The following is an 18,500-nucleotide window of genomic DNA, read 5'->3' as shown; positions in this document are numbered from 1 at the left end:
ATAAATGTTATTATTAAGAATTTTAAAAGATTATAGACTATTCGAAATATTGGTTCTTGGGGCAATTAGTGGCATGCCACTAGCTATATTATTCACTAGCTTAGTTGCTTGGCTTAAAGATTCTAATATTGATATTGCAATTATTACCACTTTTGCCGTTGCAAGACTATCCTATTCGCTAAAAGTTTTTTGGTCTCCTTTGGTAGATTATTTTAATATACCATTATTAAAGAAATTTGGTCATAGAAAAAGTTGGCTGATACTTTGTACTATACTAATATCTTTAGTACTATTCACTATGAGTACAATTTTACCTAATGAATCATTAACTTTACTATATTTTCTTACTATTTGCCTTGGTTTCTTGTCAGCAACATTTGATATTAGTGTTGATGCACTTAGGATAGATAAATTTGATCAGGAAACCCAAGCTATAGCAAGTGCTACGGCAGTATTAGGCTATAGACTTGGCATGCTGATTACTGGAGCTGGGGCTTTATATTTTGCTGAAACCACAAGTGATTGGTCAGCTACATTTGTGGCTATGAGTATAATTTTTGTTGTAGCAACAATTTTTATAATTACTGTCAATGAACCTACATTATTACGAGAAAATGTTGATATTTTATCTTTATTATCACTAACAAAAATAGTAATTAACCCTTTTAAGGACTTCTTTGTTAGGAAATATGCCGTTACTATTTTACTAGCAGTAATATTCTTTAAATTAGGTGATGCTATGCTTGCTGTAGTATCTATGCCATTTTATATGGAACTTGGTTATACAAAGGGACAGATAGCACTGATTACTAAATTTTATGGTGTACTAGCTACAGTTGCTGGGTCTTTTGCTGGCGGAATAGTTGTATACCGACTTGGAAATTTTAAAGGACTGATTATAACGGGAATTATACAGAGTATCACGCATTTCGCATTTATTTGGTTAAATCATCAACCAGTAAATTCTGAATCTCTGTTTATTGCCATTACTATAGAAAATTTTGCTTCTGCTATGGGTATGACTGCACTTGTTGGATATATTAGCATATTGTGTAATAAACAATATTCTGCATCGCAATATGCTTTACTCAGCAGTAGTAGTACTTTATTTAATAACACAGTCACCATTTATGGTGGTAGCCTAGTAAAAATGTTGGGTTGGGATAATTTTTTTATCTTAACAATAATTCTAGCCTTGCCAGGAGTTATAATATTGTTCTATCTTAATAAAAAGATTTCTAAAACGTAAAATTATGTTAATACGATTATTGCTATTTTTTACTTGCGTAATAACATTCAGTACAAACCTAAATCCTGTTTATGCTGCAAAAAAACTTGTGTCTTTGCCAACTCAAACAAGTCTTGTCGTAGATTACAATACTGGTAGGATACTGCACGATAAAAATTCTACTACTAGAATATACCCAGCTTCATTGACAAAATTAATGACCTTGTATTTGTTATTTGAAGCGTTAGAATCTAGCAGGTTATCAATGAATCAAAGATTATATGTTTCAAAAAATGCAGAGAAAATGTTGCCCTGCAAATTAGGACTTAAAGAAAAAGAAACTATTACTGTAAAAGAAGCTATTTTCGGGCTAATTATTAGATCAGCAAACGATGTAGCTATGGTAGTAGCTGAAAATATTAAAGGTACTGAAGAAAATTTTGCTCGTTTGATGAATATTCGTGCTAAACAGCTTGGTATGAAAGATACTTATTTTAAAAACGCTTCTGGATGGCATCATCCTTGTCAGAAAACTACGGCCCGAGATCTTGCTAAACTATCTATAGCTATTAAGCGAGATTTCCCTAAATATTATGCTTTCTTCTCTAGAAACAACTTTGTTTTTAGAGGCAATATTGTACGAGGACATAATAAAGTAAATGAAACTTATGAAGGAGTTGAAGGGTTGAAAACTGGTTATACCAATCCAGCCGGCTATAACTTGATTACTGCAGCAACTAGACAAAATAAATCTTTGGTTGCTATTGTTACTGGTGGTAAATCTGCTGAGTCTAGAAATATGCAAATGGTAAAACTATTAGATACCCATTTTGACCAACCTAGAAATAATAAGACTATGGTTGATAAATTGATAGTCAAGACAACAGTACCATCAAGAACATATGGTAAGAAAACAAAATCAACTAAAGTTGCTACAAATCTTAAAGTAAGAAACAGAAAAAAACTATAGAAATATTATGAAAAATGTTGCTGTAATTATTTCAGGTTGTGGATATTTAGATGGGGCTGAAATCTTTGAAACAGTTTTTACACTATTGGAACTTGATAAGCATAATGTAAATGTAAAAATTTTTGCTCCTAATAAAAATCAACATCATGTGATCAACCATCTAACTCAAGAAAAAATGTTAGAGGAGCGTAATATATTAGTTGAATCAGCACGCATTGCTCGTGGTAAAATTCAACCATTAAATCAAATACGTGCTGAAGACTTTGATGCTTTAATATTACCGGGTGGGTTTGGTGCTGCACTAAATTTGTCTGATATAGGACTTAAAAATGAAAATGCTACAGTACCAAAAGACTTACAGGAAATAATAGTAGGCTTCTATAATTTATCAAAACCAATTGGAGCTATATGTATTGCTCCTGCTTTACTTGCTATAGTCTTAAGAAATCATACAAAAATTAAGGTTACCCTTGGAGAATCAAATGATCTGATACATAAGCTAGGAGCAACAGGAGAAACTTGTAATGCTCAAGATATAGTCGTGGACGAAGATAATCGATTAGTTACTACTCCTGCTTTTATGTTAGATGCTCCTTTAGCACAAATACATAAAGGTATTAAGGGTTTAGTAATTAAAGTGCTGCAAATGTGTACTAATATCTGAACGATAATAGATTAAAATGTATTCGTAGAAGCACTTCAAGAATGCATTTTTCTAAAGAACTTAAATTATTCTAGCCAGTTTTGGATTAAAATTAAAAATTTTAATCCAAAACTAAGGCTAAATAAGGAAGATATAGGTCAATATGAATAGATTAATACAAGCAGATGGGGTATCTCAAACTTGTCTAACTAGAGAACAAAAAGAGGCTGTCGGATTACTTTCAATCGGTACATTTCTAGAGTATTTTGATCTGATGCTCTATATACATATGGCTGTAATTCTTAATGAGCTTTTTTTCCCGAAATATGATCCCCATGCAGCACAATTACTTTCAGCCTTTACTTTTTGTACCACATATTTATTAAGACCTATTGGGGCGTTAATTTTTGGATGGATTGGTGATACTATAGGACGTAAAGTAACTGTTATTATTACCACTTTTATGATGGCATTTTCTTGTATTATTATTGCTAGTTTGCCAGCTTATGCTGAAATAGGTATTACTGCTGCTGTGGTTGTATCAATATGTCGTATTATGCAAGGTATGAGTTCCATGGGAGAAAGGATAGGGGCAGAATTATATTTGACTGAAACTATAAAACGTCCTCAACAATATATGTCTGTAGTATTAATAAGTTTTTTTGCTGTATTAGGGGCAACCTTTGCTTTGGGCGTTGCATTTATTTCTACCTCTTACAACTTCAATTGGCGTTATGCTTTTTGGTTTGGTGCATTGGTTGCGTTAGTCGGTTCATTAGCTAGAACAACTCTACGAGAAACACCAGAATTTGCTGACGCAAAACGACGAATGAAAATGATTTTTGCAGATATTAATGAGAATTCTAGTATATTGGAAAAGAATCCTATTTGGACAGAAAAAGTTAATAAAGTAACAGCTTTATCTTTGTTTTTAATATTCTGTGCTTGGCCAGTATGTTTTTATTTAACATTTATTCATTGCGGAGAGATTCTTAGAAATAATTTTGGTTATACGGCTGAACAAGTTATCTATCAAAATTTCTTTGTTTCAATAGTAGAAATGTTAGGGAATTTATCATTGATATATTTAGGTTATTACGTGTACCCCCTAATGATTTTAAAAATTAGAATGGTAATTTTCTGGGTTCTTATTCTAGTTTGCCTATACTTATTGAGTCATGCTAGAACCCCTTTTGATATTTTTCTGTTCCAAGCATTTATTATATTGATTATACCTGGTTTACCACCAGCCCATTCAATTTTATTTACATATTTCCCTGTTTTTAAACGCTTCACATATGTTAGTTTTTTATCTGCTATATCTAGTACTATTATGTATATTATCACATCTTTTGGGTTTATTTATTTAACAAAATATTTAGGTAATTATGGATTGCTGATTATTATAATTCCAGTCATGATAGGATATAGCTTTGGCATATTTCATTTTGAAAAATTAGAGAAAGCAGCTGGAAACTATCCAAAAAAGAAAAAATGGTTTCTCTTAATGAATTAGGTGGTGTCTATTAAAAAAGATTTCATTTTTGTTGGTGTAGTATCATCAGCACACGGAGTGCAGGGTAATGTTTACGTCAAATCTTTTACTATGCCAAATACTAATATCATTAAAATGAATTTGGTGGATGAATTAGGAAAAAAAATTATCCTTAAACTCATTAGTCAAAATTCTAAAGGTGATATAATATGTAGATTTAACAAAATTAATAATAGGACATTAGCTGAAGAGTTAAAGGGATGTAAGCTTTTTTGTCATAGGCGTGATTTCCCTTCATTAAGTGAAGATGAATTTTATATTGAAGACTTAAGAGGCTTACTGGTACTAGATACCAATTTGGTGGCTATAGGAAAGATTACAAATGTTTTTAATTTTAAAGCAGGTGATATCATTGAAATCGAGTTTGTCAGCAATAAAAAAGTAGAACTATTTCCTTTTAACAAGCAATTTTTCCCAGTAGTGACGAAAGAGCATGCTATTTTAGCAAAGATTTGACTATAGCAATTAGTCCTCATTACGTCGTTCTGATCTCTTTCGGTCATTAGGGTTTAATACTGCCTTACGAAGCCGGATTGATTTAGGAGTAACTTCTACTCTTTCATCATTTTGGATATAGCTGATAGATTGTTCTAATGTCATAATGACTGGTGGGATAAGACGCATAGCTTCATCTTTGCCAGAAGCTCTGACATTTGATAATTGTTTGGCTTTCAGAGGATTTACCTCTAGGTCATTATCCCGATTATGTTCGCCTATAATCATTCCCTGGTATACTAGTTCATTAGGGTTTATAAACATTTTTCCACGCTCTTCAAGATTCCATAGAGCATAAGCAACAGATTCACCATCCCCATTAGAAATTAATACTCCATTACGTCTTCCTTCAATAATCCCTTTATATGGACCATAACTATGAAAAACACGGTTCATAACACCTGTACCTCGAGTTTCGGTTAGAAACTGACCGTGGTAACCAATAAGACCGCGTGATGGTCCTAAGAATGTGACTCTAGTTTTACCGCCACCAGATGGACGCATATCAGTCATTTCTGCTTTACGTATTGCCAAGGATTTAACAACAACTCCAACAAAATCATCATCAACATCAACTTGGATTTCTTCAATTGGTTCTAATCTTTTTCCCTGTTCATCCTCTTTGAATAATACACGTGGTCTGCTGATTGATAGTTCAAAACCTTCACGTCGCATAGTTTCAATTAATATTCCTAATTGTAACTCACCACGACCTGCAACTTGAAAAGCATCTTTTTCTTCAGTTTGACTGACATGTATTGCCACATTACTTTCGATCTCTCTCATCAATCTATCACCTAAAACTCGTGATGTAAGCTTTGATCCTTCCCGTCCAGCAAGAGGAGAATCATTTACTCCAAAGGTCATAGATAATGTTGGGGGATCTATAGGTAAGGAAGGGAGTGCTAGCATTATTTCAGGGTCACAGATAGTATCAGCTACCGTAGCGTTTTGGATTCCAGCAATAGCAATGATATCTCCTGCATATGCTACATCGACAGCTACACGTTCCAATCCTCGGAATGATAGTATTTTACTTATTCTAGCATTTTCAATTACCATATTATCGCGATTAAGTACTTTAACATTTTGGTTGATCTTAACCGTACCGCTCTGCACTAGACCGGTAAATACACGACCAAAATATGAGTTATACTCTCTAGTAGTAACAAGCATAGAAAAGGGAAGACTGCTATCAGAAACAGGAGCAGGTACATGAGATACTATCAAATCAAAAAGAGGAGAAAGGTCTTTTTGCTCATCTTCTAGATGACGCGATGCCCAACCGCTACGTCCCGAAGCGTAGATAATTGGGAAGTCTAGTTGTTCATTAGTTGCTTCTAATGCCATAAATAATTCAAATACTTCATCAACTACTTCACTTACTCTTCTATCAGGACGGTCGATTTTATTGATAACAACAATTGGTTTCAAACCAAGTTTTAGAGCTTTTGACAACACAAATTTTGTCTGAGGCATTGTACCTTCAGAAGAATCAACTAGTAATACAACTCCATCTACCATAGTAAGAATGCGTTCTACCTCACCACCAAAATCAGCGTGACCAGGAGTATCAACTATATTGATACGGATATTTTTCCACATAAGGGAGGTACATTTAGCTAAAATAGTTATACCACGTTCGCGTTCAAGGTCATTTGAATCCATAGCACGTTCTGCTACCGCTTGGTTTTCTCGGAAAGTCCCACTTTGTTTAAGCATATTATCAACTAGAGTAGTTTTACCATGATCAACGTGGGCGATAATGGCAATATTGCGAATAGCAAACATCAAAAACCTTTAATATATTTTTAGATGTGCATTATAGAGCAAAATATATCAAATTGGAATAGAGTTCTTGTGTTATAGTGAATTCAGTTGAATTAGCAACAACGTTGCTCCTCGCTTGCTAGAATTCTTGGATCGAATTCATAATTTAGAAACGCTAGGAGCTAAATCACTGGAAAAAGCTAAAAAGATAGTAGAAGAAACTGTAATACATTTTTTAACTTTAGCTATGTATTTCAAAATACCAACAGTAACAAAACGAATTATTACATTATGTTGTCAACATTTATCTATATCTCTACATAAGGCTTTTGTGGATAATTCCCAGTCTCTTTCTCCAACTTTTCAAAATGAAATATCCCAAATGCAAAACCTATGTAGACTGGAAGCAATATAATCATTATCCCCCAATGATGCCAATACTCAGTTAAGTAAGCAATCAAAAAAGAGCTAACTAAAAACATTAAGGCACGAGATATGGCAAAGGTAAGACTAGCACATCTAAACCGTTTAAAGACAGGGAAATGTTTATAATAAATTGGCTGTCCTAAGCTGGGACCATTAGGTACAAATAACATAACGAATAATTGCATTAAAAATACATCAAATGAGCTATTAATATTATTTAATAAATAAGGGCAAGCTAAAACAAATACACCAAATATTAATAACAAAGTTTTTACAATTTTTAACGGATATATTTTATAACTTAAATATGCTAATACCAAAGTACTTAGGAAGGAACATATTGAAATAATAAAATTTTGATGAATGACCTGTTCAGCACTATAACCACAAGAAGTTTTTAAAATATTTCCGCAATAAATATAAGCAAAATAAAAACATACGGGACACATACATTCTATTAAGAATAAGGCTATTACTGTTACTTTATTAGCTTTTTCCTGCCATATCGGGTTGTTTTCCAGTTTTTTGAGAACTATAGCGGCAACATTTGAAGTCTGCTGAAGAGTTTTTTTTAGTTGACGTTTGGTATTAGCAAATTCCGGCGTTTCTCTAAGACTCTTTCTAGCTACTGTACCAACCAGTGCTACACTCGCTCCCATCCAAAATGCTATACGCCAATTAAATCCATAGGAGGTCACTAACGATGCTATGCCTAAAGCAGCGACTCCTCCTAAAGTAGCAAAAACCGAAACTGACGAAACAGCTGGATATTGGGCTGGTGGATTTATAGATTCAGTTAAATAAAGTACTGCTCCTACTGTCTCTCCCATAGAGGACATTCCTTGTAGTATACGGCATATGGTGAGCAACCAAGGAGCTGTAATACCTATTTGGGCATAGGTAGGTAGATTAGCTATTATAAGACATGATAAAGCCATTATAAAAGTCGTGATGATAACGGTATTCTTACGCCCTACATTATCACCTATCCAACCAACAATTAATGCACCAACCGGTCGAAAAACAAAGCCAGAACAGAAAGCTGTAGCAGAGTAAATTGCTGTAGTATGTGGATCATACTTTGGGAAAAATAGCTCATTAAGAAATACTGCCATATGAACATATAACATCAGGTCAAAATACTCTAGGAATGTCCCGGCTGAAAGCAATCCGATGGCTTCTTTTTGTTTCCTTGTTAAACCTTTTTGTTCTTTATAGTTCCCTATCATTCATTCACCTTATAATTTTAATAGTACTATAAATAGTGATGATTTGGTTAATTAATAGCAAGAAAAAATGATATAGTAGGCTAAAATAATTAAACTATTAGTGTAACAATATACTAGTACTTAATACAACCTAAAAGGTCGAGTGGAGATTTCTTTGACATAATTCAACTGAATTCACTATAAGTACATATTTGAAGTATTTTAGTATTTTAAATTATAGACTCTATATTTGCTATCTTACAGCTATTAGCCAAATTATTATCTAGAGTAGCAATGCTTGCTTCAAGGCGTAGGGATAATTCAAGGTAAGAAGCATCATAAGACGTTAGACCATATTTAGCTGCAATCCTTGCTATTATATGTAGAGATTCAGGGCTAGAACAAAATTTATCAATATTAATTGGAAGGGTATTTAAGAGGTGTAAATACTCTTCATAATTACTTTTAATAATACGCTGTTTTTTTAAGGATGATATAAGCACGTTGTTACATTCTAAAAAAAAGACAGCAGGGGCAAATATATTATATACTTTGTTAGAAATCTGATGGTAAATGTTATCGACCTTAAGCTGCTGTTCATCCGGTAAAATCGATGACATGATGAATGAACAATCTACTACTAAATTCATTTTCTACCAAGATTTTTCATTTTAATAACATCATCTGTAGAGCCAAGAGGACTACGTTTTTTAAGTTCAGCAAGTTTTTTAAATAGATCATCAAATCGTTGGGAATAATATTTAGCTACAGGTATAACAAAAGCTACCTCTTTTCCTCTGTTTGTTATGCATAATTCTTCACCTGCTTCTACTTCTTTTATTAGCTCCGTTAAGTGAGTTTTTGTTTTAAACATACCAACTATTCTCATGAATCCTCTTTAATAAACTAGTTAATTTAACTAGTTTATTATATTTTAATAAGCAATGCAATATGCTAATCACAGTGATTAATCTATTTCATTTTACTTAAATAATCTTAATAATTTGTTGCAAAAATTCTAAAATTAATTTATTAAGTTCTGAGTTTTTGGGTTCAAGAAGAATAAAAAATAAATATTAAGAGAACAACAGATGTCAAAATTAAAACAGGCAAGATTAAGCTTACCCCCTTTAGATTTTAGCACACCAAAAGATAAACAGATACTGAATACTCCAAATTCTGATCAACTAAAAGTTAAACAGCAAAAGGATTTTTTGGAAAAAGAAACTCAATCTGATAAGATGTTATTATGTATTGATTGGGATGGAACAATAGTAAAAGGTTTCTTACACAATGCTCTTAATGCTACTCTCAATTATCAGGATTGTGTAGATCGATTTTTAGCAGATGAAACAAAAAATTGGAAAAATAAAGAGCTATTAGTAGAATTGTTCCAAAAAGCATTAACTATAGGATGTCATATAGCTATTGTATCTTTTGGCTCATATCCTGATTGGATCAAATACGCTCTTGAGCAACTTTTAGGATCGACTCTATCGAAAGAAATTTATGTAGTGTCGCATCCTCGTAGAAATGACTATGAAGGCAAACAGGAGCATATAGAGGAAGCCAAGAGGCATTTTGGTGTTTCTGAGAATAAGAAGGTTGTTTTAATAGATGATGATCTAAATAATGTGAATATCGCAAAGAAAAATGATATGCAGGGGATACATGTTAAAGAGGGTATTGAGTATTTAAATGAGGCTTCTGAGATAGTTACAGCACAAGAACAAAAAGAAAATCAAATACATACTAACTTTGATCAGCCAACAGAGAGTAAATTAGAACTGTTAGATGAAGTTCTTCCTTCCCTAGGAGATTTAGACTACTCTTATGACACATTATAGGGATTATACTATTTTGCTTTGAAGAAAAGACAATAGCAAAACTTCTAGGACTAAACACCTAGTATAATTTTCATCAAAACTAAGGATTATTTCTCCCATTTTTCTTAAAGCTTTGTTATAATCATTCTAGTTACAAACCTTTTTTATAGATGGTATACTGCTCGTAGGATCATTTGAGTATACCGCTAGAGTCTTGGATAATGACGACGCAATTTTTGGTTTTCTATTCTAGAGTATATAGTATACTTCTGATGAGTTTTTTATCATTCTATTCAATTTTTAGGTTCATAACAACCTATTTTGACTATCCACGTTATAATACCTCCTCACGAAAGCAGGAACGTCCATATATGACATCCTAGGCTATTAAACCGATGTCTTACATCAAACTGAGGTTACCACTTAAACTTGTACATATTGGTTAATTTATGAAGTCATATACTTTTAAAGAGCATTTTTTAGAGCTAAAGGCTAGGTTCTTACGAGTATTTGCTGCATTCATTATTGGTTTTATTATTTGTTATTGTTTCAGTAACGATATATATAACATTTTATTAGAGCCACTTGCAGAATTAGATCATGCTGATATAAGAAAAGTGATCTATACTGGTCTTACTGAAGCATTCTTTACTTATATAAAACTTGCAGCTTTTGTTTCTTTTATCATGATTATGCCAATTATCGCTATAGAATGTTTTTTATTTATAAGACCTGGGTTATATTCAGGTGAGAAGAAATATGCTGCTTTTATTCTTTTTATGTCGCCTGTTTTGTTTTGGTGTGGGAGCATCTTTGTATTTTATTTTGTTATGCCGCGTGCATGGCAATTTTTTCTAAGCTTTGAAGATAATAATGCTATTATTCCACTAATTCTAGAAGCTAGAATTAGTGAATATTTAAACTTAGTAATTCAGTTAATTATTGCGTTTGGTGTAGCTTTCCAATTACCAATTATTATGTTAATATTAAATTTATTAAAAATATTAACAGCAAAAGACTTAGTGGACAAAAGAAGATCGTCTATAGTAATTATTTTTATTATTGCTGGTATTTTAACTCCACCGGATGTACTTAGCCAATTTGCCCTTGCAATACCAATGCTTTTATTATATGAAACTTCAATTATTATGTGTAAATTTGTAGAAAATCGAGGAAGTTAAATGTTAGATATAAAGTGGATTAGGGAGAATAAGCAGGAATTTGATGATCTACTTATCAAAAGGGGAATTCCCCCAATGTCCGATAAAATTACTAAACTAGATGAAAGCAAACGCCAGCTAACTAATCTTATTCAGCAATTTCAGCATGCAAGAAGGAAGAAATCTAGGGATCTAGGCAACATGCCTAACAAATTTAGTAAAGAATTTGAAGAAATAAAGCGTGATGTGGATCACATAAATGAGAAACTGGAAGAACTGAATTTAAAATTAAATAGTAATCACCAGTTAAACGATATGTTGGAGGTATTGCCAAACCTTCCTGATCCCGACGTACCATATGGCACTGATGGCAGTATGAATAAACTGCTTAAAACAGTAGGAGACATTACAACAAAACTATCTCTTCCTTTACCTAAGCAGCATTTTGAACTTGGTGAAAGTTTAGGGATGATGGATTTTGTACGTACTGCTAAAATGTCCGGTAGTAGGTTTGTGACTCTAAAGGGAGATTTAGCAAAGTTAGAACGTGCATTGATTAATTTTATGATTGATACACATACTCAAGAATTTGATTTTACTGAACTATCTCCTCCATCTTTGGTGCGACCAGCTGCTATGTATAATAGTGGTCAATTGCCAAAATTTGCAGAAGAGTCGTTTGAAACGGTAAATAATTACAGGTTAATTCCAACAGGTGAAGTACCTCTTGTTAATATGGTGGCCGATACCATAATAGCTAGGGAAGAATTGCCTATACGTTATGTTGCTTACACACCCTGTTACAGATCAGAATCTGGAAGTAGTGGTAGAGATACTAGAGGTATGATACGTATGCACCAGTTTGGTAAAGTTGAGTTGGTTACAATAACTACTGCAGAAGAATCTCAGCGTGAACATGAATATATAACTAATGCAGCTGAAACCATTCTAAAAAAACTTGATCTACCATATAGAGTTATGTTGCTTTGTACTGGAGATATGGGATTTACTGCCAAAAAGACCTATGATTTGGAAGTATGGTTGCCTGGTCAAAATCTATACCGTGAGATTTCAAGTTGTTCTAATTGTGGAGATTTTCAGGCTAGAAGGATGAAAGCTAGATATAAAGAATTTGGTAGCAACGAAACCACTCTTGCCCATACTTTGAATGGTTCTGGTTTACCAATTGGTAGGACAATAATCGCAATTCTAGAAAATTACCAAAATGCAGATGGTTCAATAACAGTTCCAGATGTTTTGGTGAGTTACATGGGTGGGTTGGAGCGAATTCATACCACTAAAGAGTCTAAATAACATGTATTTGATAGGTATCATTGGTGTTCAAAATAGCTAGCAACTCAAGAAAAGTTGATAAGGATTTATATAATAATTCTGCAGAGGATTTCATTCCAATTGCTTGTCATTATAATGAGAATACTTTGTTAACTAAGAATGGCGAACTACTCCAAACTATCCAAATAAATGGTATCAATGCAGAAAATATTAGCACTAAGTTATTCAATTTACGAGAAGTAGTGCGTAATGCGATTAAGAAAAATGTTCATAATAAAAATTTTGCATTTTGGATACATACTGTACGACGTAAGACAAACTTAGATGACCCAACTCCTTACAATAAATTGTTACCAGCTAATATTCACAATTTATGGCAACAAAAAAATTACTGGGATGATAAATTTGTTAATACCTTATATATCTCAATAATTTATGATTCTGCTAAAATTAAAGTTAAAGATATCAACTCTTTAATAACTTCTTTGTCTTTCGATAAACTTGTCAATTACCAAAATAACTATTTAGATAGTGTTTTTAAAATGCTAAATAGTACTGTTGACAAAATACTTTTGGATTTACAAGATTTTGGTGCAGTAAAGTTAGGAATAAGATTTGAAGGAGAAGAATCTTACTCTGATTTGATGTTTTTATATCGTAGAATAATTCATCTCAACGAAGAATATTGCTTAGTACCGATTGCAAATCTATCTAATGCTTTAGCCTCTAATCAATATGCAGTTGGTAACGATAAGATTGAAGTAATAAGTAGGCATGATAAAAAGTTTGCATCCATTATTTCAATAAAGGAATATCAAGAAGTATCATCAGCTGCACTTGATGGATTCCTACAATTACCTGTGGAATTAATAGCAACAGAAATATTTTACTTCGTTGATAAAAAAGAAGTATCTAAAACATTTGAACAACAGGCATATATTTTACAAGTTAGTAAGGATACTAAACTTGCTGAAATTACAGGAATAGATAAGATAATGAACCTTGATGCTTCAATCCCGAACCAATTTTGTAAACAACAAATTTCTATTGCTATTATAGGGTCAGATTTGGAGAAATTGGATCAATCAATTGCCCAAGCATCTAAGGAACTTGCTAAAATTGGTATTGTCCATGTGCGGGAAGATATAAACTTAGAGCAAACATTTTGGGCACAGCTCCCAGGGAACTTTTCCTATGTTAGGAGGCTTGCTCCCACAATTATAGAAAATACCGCCGCTTTGGCCTCATTACATAATTTCCCGACCGGAAACCAAAATAACATATGGGGTAAAGCGGTGACTTTGCTTAGAACAGAAAAAGGAACTCCTTACTTTATGAATTTTCATGCTAAAAGTAATAATAGAGGAAATACTTGTATTTTTGGCACAGCTAATACTGGTAAGACTGTACTAACAAATTTTTTAATTTCTGAAGCAACTAAATACAAGCCAACAATATTATATCTTTCCAATAATAATAATTCAAAGATTTTTGTTGAATCAATTGAAGGGCAGTGGTTTGAAAAGGAGAAGAACCTAATAAATCCATTTCTACTAGATGATACTCTAGAGTCAAGGAATTTCGTTATCGAATTTCTTAAGATAATTTGCAATCATTCTTTTTACCCTCTAACCAAAGCAGAATTAGCTTTTCTAGAAAACTTCGCTGATAAAATTTGGACTTTAGATAATAAAGAACGTAATTTTTCCTCCATTTTAAAAACAATGGACTTTTCTATAGAAGGTGGAGACTTAATTAAACTAAGGTTGACTGATTATACAAAAGGAGGATTATATGATGGTATATTTGATAGTGATAAATTCCCTTTATCTGAAGGCGGCATAATCGGATTTAATTTGTATCCTTTTTCTGGGAAGTCTTTTACTGAACGTTTTTATCCAACAGATAGAAAACTTCTAGAAGATTTTTCAATGAATTTGACTAAGCATAATAGTTTATGTGCAGGATTAATATATGCTTTTAATTATCACTTAACTATTATAGGGAAGAGTCCAAAAATATTAGCCATAGATAATCTAGATTCCTTGTATAGACCGGAAAATTTTGATAACATATCACAAATGATTTCTGATAGATTGCTGAGTAATAATGGAATAATGGTTAGTAATTTTAATTTTAGTTATCTACAGTCAACAAAAACAAAGGTACTACAGAATTGGTTGGATTTAATAGACACTAAAATAATTTTACCATCAGAAATAAAATCACAGTATTTAGAACAAATTTTAGGATTAAATGAATCAGAAATAAATAAATTATCGAAATTTACAATTGCTTCTAGAATGTTCTTAATAAATCAAAATAATCAATCTATTGCTTTGGAGTTAAGTATAGGAAGTTTAATTGGTATTATCAAGATTCTATCCTGTAGAACCGAGGAATTAAAAATATATCAAGAAATATTACAACAATATCCAGGACATCCTGATAATTGGATTAATCCTTTGTATATAGCATTAAATCATATTTAGTTGTAAGAGGAGTTTGGTGCTAAAAAAATATTATCTAGCATTTTTTTTGTTGATTTACTCTAGCAAGAGTTATTCTTCATTTTGGGATGGAGTTGCACAATGTCTAAGTGATCCTTGCAATTGCGGGTATAGTGAGATAAATGAAACATGGAATGGAAGTATAAAACGAACAATAAAGCCAAACCCTATATGCCCACCATGGAATAGGCGGGATGGACGTGATACAGATAATTGCTTGGTTCAATTTGACCCTCCTGAGAAATTTATTGGATTTTATCTTCAGCACTGTGCGGAACGTACACCAGAAAGCTCTTATTTTTCACCAAAGATTCGTATAAGAACTCAAAGTTGTAATGCAGTTGCATGCTGGAATCAATCCACTACTTTGAATTGGGATGGTGAATGCATAATATGGCCTGGGGCTTATGCCCTACCCTTACTCAGAATTTGTGCTAGGGTTGCTGTTCCTGCAGTTGCACCAACAGCCTTGAATAGTAAAGGAACGCCAGCAGACCCTGGTTATACACCTGGAAAACATTTGAATGATGTTGGCTTTACAGAAGATGATAAACCGATTATTGGGAGTGATGGAAAACCGATCGTTGGAGATGATGGAAAACCGTTTAATAGACCAAAGCTATGTGCATATAGTGATCCTGGCTTGGTAAACCTCGTCTCAGCTACCGGAGTTCACTTAGATCCGATGGACTGGAATCCAATAAGACAACCTCTTCATAAAACAGATGAGTTACACCCTTTTGCAAAAATTCTAAAGTTTTTAATAGACATTAAGTCTAGTATGAGTATATCAGTACTATTAGGTAAGTTATTAGACATGATTGCTTCTGACAATACACCAGGTCTTGATGTTATAAAAGAAATAGTTAAATGGATAGGATATATTTTTGAACAACAATGGATGTATGAGGTGGCAAAACAAATAGTAGAAGCACTTGGTGCACTAAATCGTTCTGTTGATGACTACCAATTTGGTTGCGTTGAATTACCATTAGGTCCTTTTCCACCACCATATTGCCCTAAATTAAAACAGTTCATTATTACTCCTACGACAAAGCTTGTATGCAGTAAAAAGAAAGGTAATTTATTTGTTCAATCTTCAAATGCACCATGTGTGGTGTCTAAATTAAGAAATAATTTTATTCATAATGTCGTACGTGTTAGTTTAGACAATCTTGTCCCTCTTTGTAGAAATAAAGAAAATCCACAAGAAACCGATAAATGTGTAGTAATAGATAATCTTGGTCCATTTTCTTCAGCCAAAGGAATTCATATTGCTACCGCTCAACTCGATGCAATAAAAAAATGTTCAGCTAGTGATAAAGAACGTTGTGTTAACACAAAAATTCCCTTTGAATGTACTATTGAGGATGGTTGCAAAGATGGCTTTAGGATAGTTTACGCACAAAAAGTAGGTGATCATTCTGCACCAAGTAGTTACTATGTTGATGATTTACCTGATTGTAATAGCAAAGAAGCAAATGGTAAGATTACTTGTCAAGAAATATGGGGCATAAATATTGGTGAGTTTATTGATGTTAGTCTTGCATTTCCTCCTATACAAGGTCAAGATACTACAAGTTTACTACCGCTCAAAAAAACCTTTAAGCTCAGAGACAATGTCAGTGACAGGACTTTTGTTGCTTCAATTACTAGGAATACTATATTGGATACTACCTTAAATCCTAATCTTCGTCGTGATCCAAAATCTATTTGTGTATCGGAAGGAGATAACTTGGTTGGTTGTGAAGACAGAGTAACAGATGGTTACCAAATTCTAACCTATCCGTGTGGAGGACTTCCTGGAGTTACTTGCAATAATAATAGCTATTATACCCCTCAATTTATTGCGTCAATACGAGTGTTAGACGATAAAGGGGATACTGTTGATTCAACTAGTACTGTTATTACACCATTATCGGTTACTCAGTCAATAGCAGGCGAGACAGAAGCAATAATAAATTTAGCAGGATTTAATTTTACTTCCTTCATGGCATATATTTCTAATACACCCCCCACTATATATACTGCTATGCCATTTTCTGGCAAAAAATCTATGAATCCTTTAACAATATATGGTAATTATAAAGACGACAAGATCCCCTATGATGCTAAGACAGGAATTCCTATTACAGATGCTGTATATTTAAAGGGTCTTGAATATATAAATGGTAAATATATTCAAGGTGCAACGCATGGTTGTTTACAATTAAAAGATATAGACAAATGTATTCCTGGAGTAAATAATACTAACTGTATACTAGCAAGACTACTTGAATCAGATACAGTTGATTGCTCAAAATTTAAGACAAAAAGTATGCAATACCTAGGTCTGCAAATCTGTCAGGATACTCATACTGGTTGTAACTCTACGGAGACTACAGACGATCTTAAGACAAAGGGTATTACGATTTATAAATGTGATAACTCTATGTATTGTTATAAAAATAATCGTAAGCCAAATGTTGAAGTATGTAAAGTGTCTGTAGATAGTAATAATAGAATCGATCCTTCCCCGTCACTAGGTCCTACAATAAACATTGATGGGCAGTATTATACTGCTAAGTTTAATGAGCAAGGTATTCTTGTCGATAAGGATGGTATTTCTCTTGACAAAACTGCTGCAATCCGAGATAAAACCCCACAAGAATTAGGTTTTTGCACTTCAGTTCTTGCCCCTAAATGTCAAGCAATTACCACCCCGACTAATGCCAGTGGTAACGCAACATGGTCTAGCACAGAAACAGATGATCCTAACACAAAAATAGGTGATTTGGCACTAGGTACTTGTAGGTCTGGTTGGGTATTAATTGATCCGAATAAACCACTACAACGTTATTGTCTATCAAATATCTATACTAAAACAGTGGCCTTTGAAGCCTTACCGGATGGTGTTGGATGTAAAGAGAATACTGGTCTTAATTTCAAATATACAAGTGATAAAAAAGATTTTCCTGTTAACAATAACTACGATACTTTAACTAAGGTTGGAACCTTTATACTTGGTGGACCATACCATTCTGCAGCCCATACTTACGATACATTGTATTGCGTAAATTATGAGTTTGATATACCAAATACTAACATGCTAAACTCTTTCACCATAGGTGGTACTGGCTCATATTATGATGATTACATAATGATTAAAGTTAATAATCAGCTTATTCATACTGGTCCTGATAACTTTAACTCTATGGAATGTAGAAATTACAATGCTGACCGTACTCACTGTGATGTTTACATTTCTAGAAATAGTCAATTTGTGAAAGCATCCGACATAGGTAGAGCTAATAACCTAGCACAACTTAATCTTATGCCACATTTACAAAATGGTAAAAATAATATTAATACTTGTGTGGGAATAGTTGGTGGAGGAACTTTAAATGTTACTATTAAATATCAACTGAAATAACCTG

General features: G+C 33.0%; 13 protein-coding genes and 1 pseudogene. 10 read left to right on the top strand and 4 right to left on the bottom strand.

Annotated elements, in window-relative coordinates; genetic code table 11:
* The first annotated feature begins 4 nt into the window (after positions 1-4).
* The 5 genes from AAGD26_RS06415 to rimM all read left to right on the top strand — a co-directional run bounded on the left by AAGD26_RS06415 (position 5) and on the right by rimM (position 4,852).
* A complete protein-coding gene (locus AAGD26_RS06415; protein WP_341751558.1) occupies positions 5-1,249 on the top strand; it encodes an AmpG family muropeptide MFS transporter in 1,245 nt (414 codons plus the stop codon).
* 4 nt (positions 1,250-1,253) lie between these two features.
* Positions 1,254-2,198 carry a D-alanyl-D-alanine carboxypeptidase family protein gene (locus tag AAGD26_RS06410; protein ID WP_341751557.1) on the top strand — a complete coding sequence of 315 codons (945 nt, stop codon included), beginning with the start codon at positions 1,254-1,256 and terminating at the stop codon, positions 2,196-2,198.
* 7 nt (positions 2,199-2,205) lie between these two features.
* Entirely contained in the window at positions 2,206-2,862 is a 657-nt protein-coding gene (elbB, locus tag AAGD26_RS06405) for an isoprenoid biosynthesis glyoxalase ElbB (protein WP_341751556.1), read from the top strand.
* A gap of 142 nt (positions 2,863-3,004) precedes the next feature.
* Positions 3,005-4,357 (top strand): MFS transporter, encoded by a 1,353-nt coding sequence (locus AAGD26_RS06400; protein ID WP_341751555.1) that lies wholly within the window; start codon positions 3,005-3,007, stop codon positions 4,355-4,357.
* Between the two features lie 3 nt (positions 4,358-4,360).
* Positions 4,361-4,852, top strand: a complete 492-nt coding sequence (gene rimM / locus AAGD26_RS06395) for a ribosome maturation factor RimM (protein ID WP_341751554.1) — start codon at positions 4,361-4,363, stop codon at positions 4,850-4,852.
* Between the two features lie 9 nt (positions 4,853-4,861).
* Here rimM and typA read toward each other — a convergent pair whose 3' ends face one another.
* The 4 genes from typA to AAGD26_RS06375 all read right to left on the bottom strand — a co-directional run bounded on the left by typA (position 4,862) and on the right by AAGD26_RS06375 (position 9,169).
* Positions 4,862-6,682 (bottom strand): translational GTPase TypA, encoded by a 1,821-nt coding sequence (typA, locus tag AAGD26_RS06390; RefSeq protein WP_341751553.1) that lies wholly within the window; start codon positions 6,680-6,682, stop codon positions 4,862-4,864.
* A 287-nt stretch (positions 6,683-6,969) separates the two neighbouring features.
* A complete protein-coding gene (locus AAGD26_RS06385) occupies positions 6,970-8,316 on the bottom strand; it encodes an MFS transporter (protein WP_341751552.1) in 1,347 nt (448 codons plus the stop codon).
* A 209-nt stretch (positions 8,317-8,525) separates the two neighbouring features.
* Positions 8,526-8,945, bottom strand: a complete 420-nt coding sequence (locus AAGD26_RS06380) for a type II toxin-antitoxin system VapC family toxin (RefSeq protein WP_341751551.1) — start codon at positions 8,943-8,945, stop codon at positions 8,526-8,528.
* Positions 8,942-9,169: a type II toxin-antitoxin system prevent-host-death family antitoxin gene (locus tag AAGD26_RS06375; protein ID WP_341747876.1), complete on the bottom strand. Its 228-nt coding sequence runs from the start codon at positions 9,167-9,169 to the stop codon at positions 8,942-8,944. Before AAGD26_RS06375 ends, AAGD26_RS06380 begins: the two co-directional genes overlap by 4 nt.
* A gap of 217 nt (positions 9,170-9,386) precedes the next feature.
* On the opposite strand from AAGD26_RS06375, the gene AAGD26_RS06370 reads away from it, so the two are divergent.
* The 5 genes and pseudogenes from AAGD26_RS06370 (at position 9,387) to AAGD26_RS06350 (ending at position 18,496) form a co-directional block, all read left to right on the top strand.
* Positions 9,387-10,142 (top strand): HAD family hydrolase, encoded by a 756-nt coding sequence (locus AAGD26_RS06370; RefSeq protein WP_341751550.1) that lies wholly within the window; start codon positions 9,387-9,389, stop codon positions 10,140-10,142.
* Between the two features lie 428 nt (positions 10,143-10,570).
* Positions 10,571-11,325: pseudogene (gene tatC / locus AAGD26_RS06365) on the top strand (twin-arginine translocase subunit TatC).
* Positions 11,303-12,595, top strand: a complete 1,293-nt coding sequence (serS, locus tag AAGD26_RS06360) for a serine--tRNA ligase (protein WP_341751549.1) — start codon at positions 11,303-11,305, stop codon at positions 12,593-12,595. The pseudogene tatC and the gene serS overlap by 23 nt, the downstream one beginning before the upstream one ends.
* Positions 12,596-12,627: 32 nt before the next feature.
* Positions 12,628-15,066: a VirB4 family type IV secretion/conjugal transfer ATPase gene (locus tag AAGD26_RS06355; protein ID WP_341752335.1), complete on the top strand. Its 2,439-nt coding sequence runs from the start codon at positions 12,628-12,630 to the stop codon at positions 15,064-15,066.
* A gap of 16 nt (positions 15,067-15,082) precedes the next feature.
* Complete coding sequence (locus AAGD26_RS06350; RefSeq protein ID WP_341751548.1) at positions 15,083-18,496, top strand: hypothetical protein; 3,414 nt, start codon at positions 15,083-15,085, stop codon at positions 18,494-18,496.
* Positions 18,497-18,500 lie beyond the last annotated feature (4 nt).

The sequence above is a fragment of the Candidatus Tisiphia endosymbiont of Piscicola geometra genome, assembly GCF_964026415.1.
Classification (GTDB): domain Bacteria; phylum Pseudomonadota; class Alphaproteobacteria; order Rickettsiales; family Rickettsiaceae; genus Tisiphia.
This window is presented reverse-complemented; position numbering and strand designations above follow the sequence as displayed.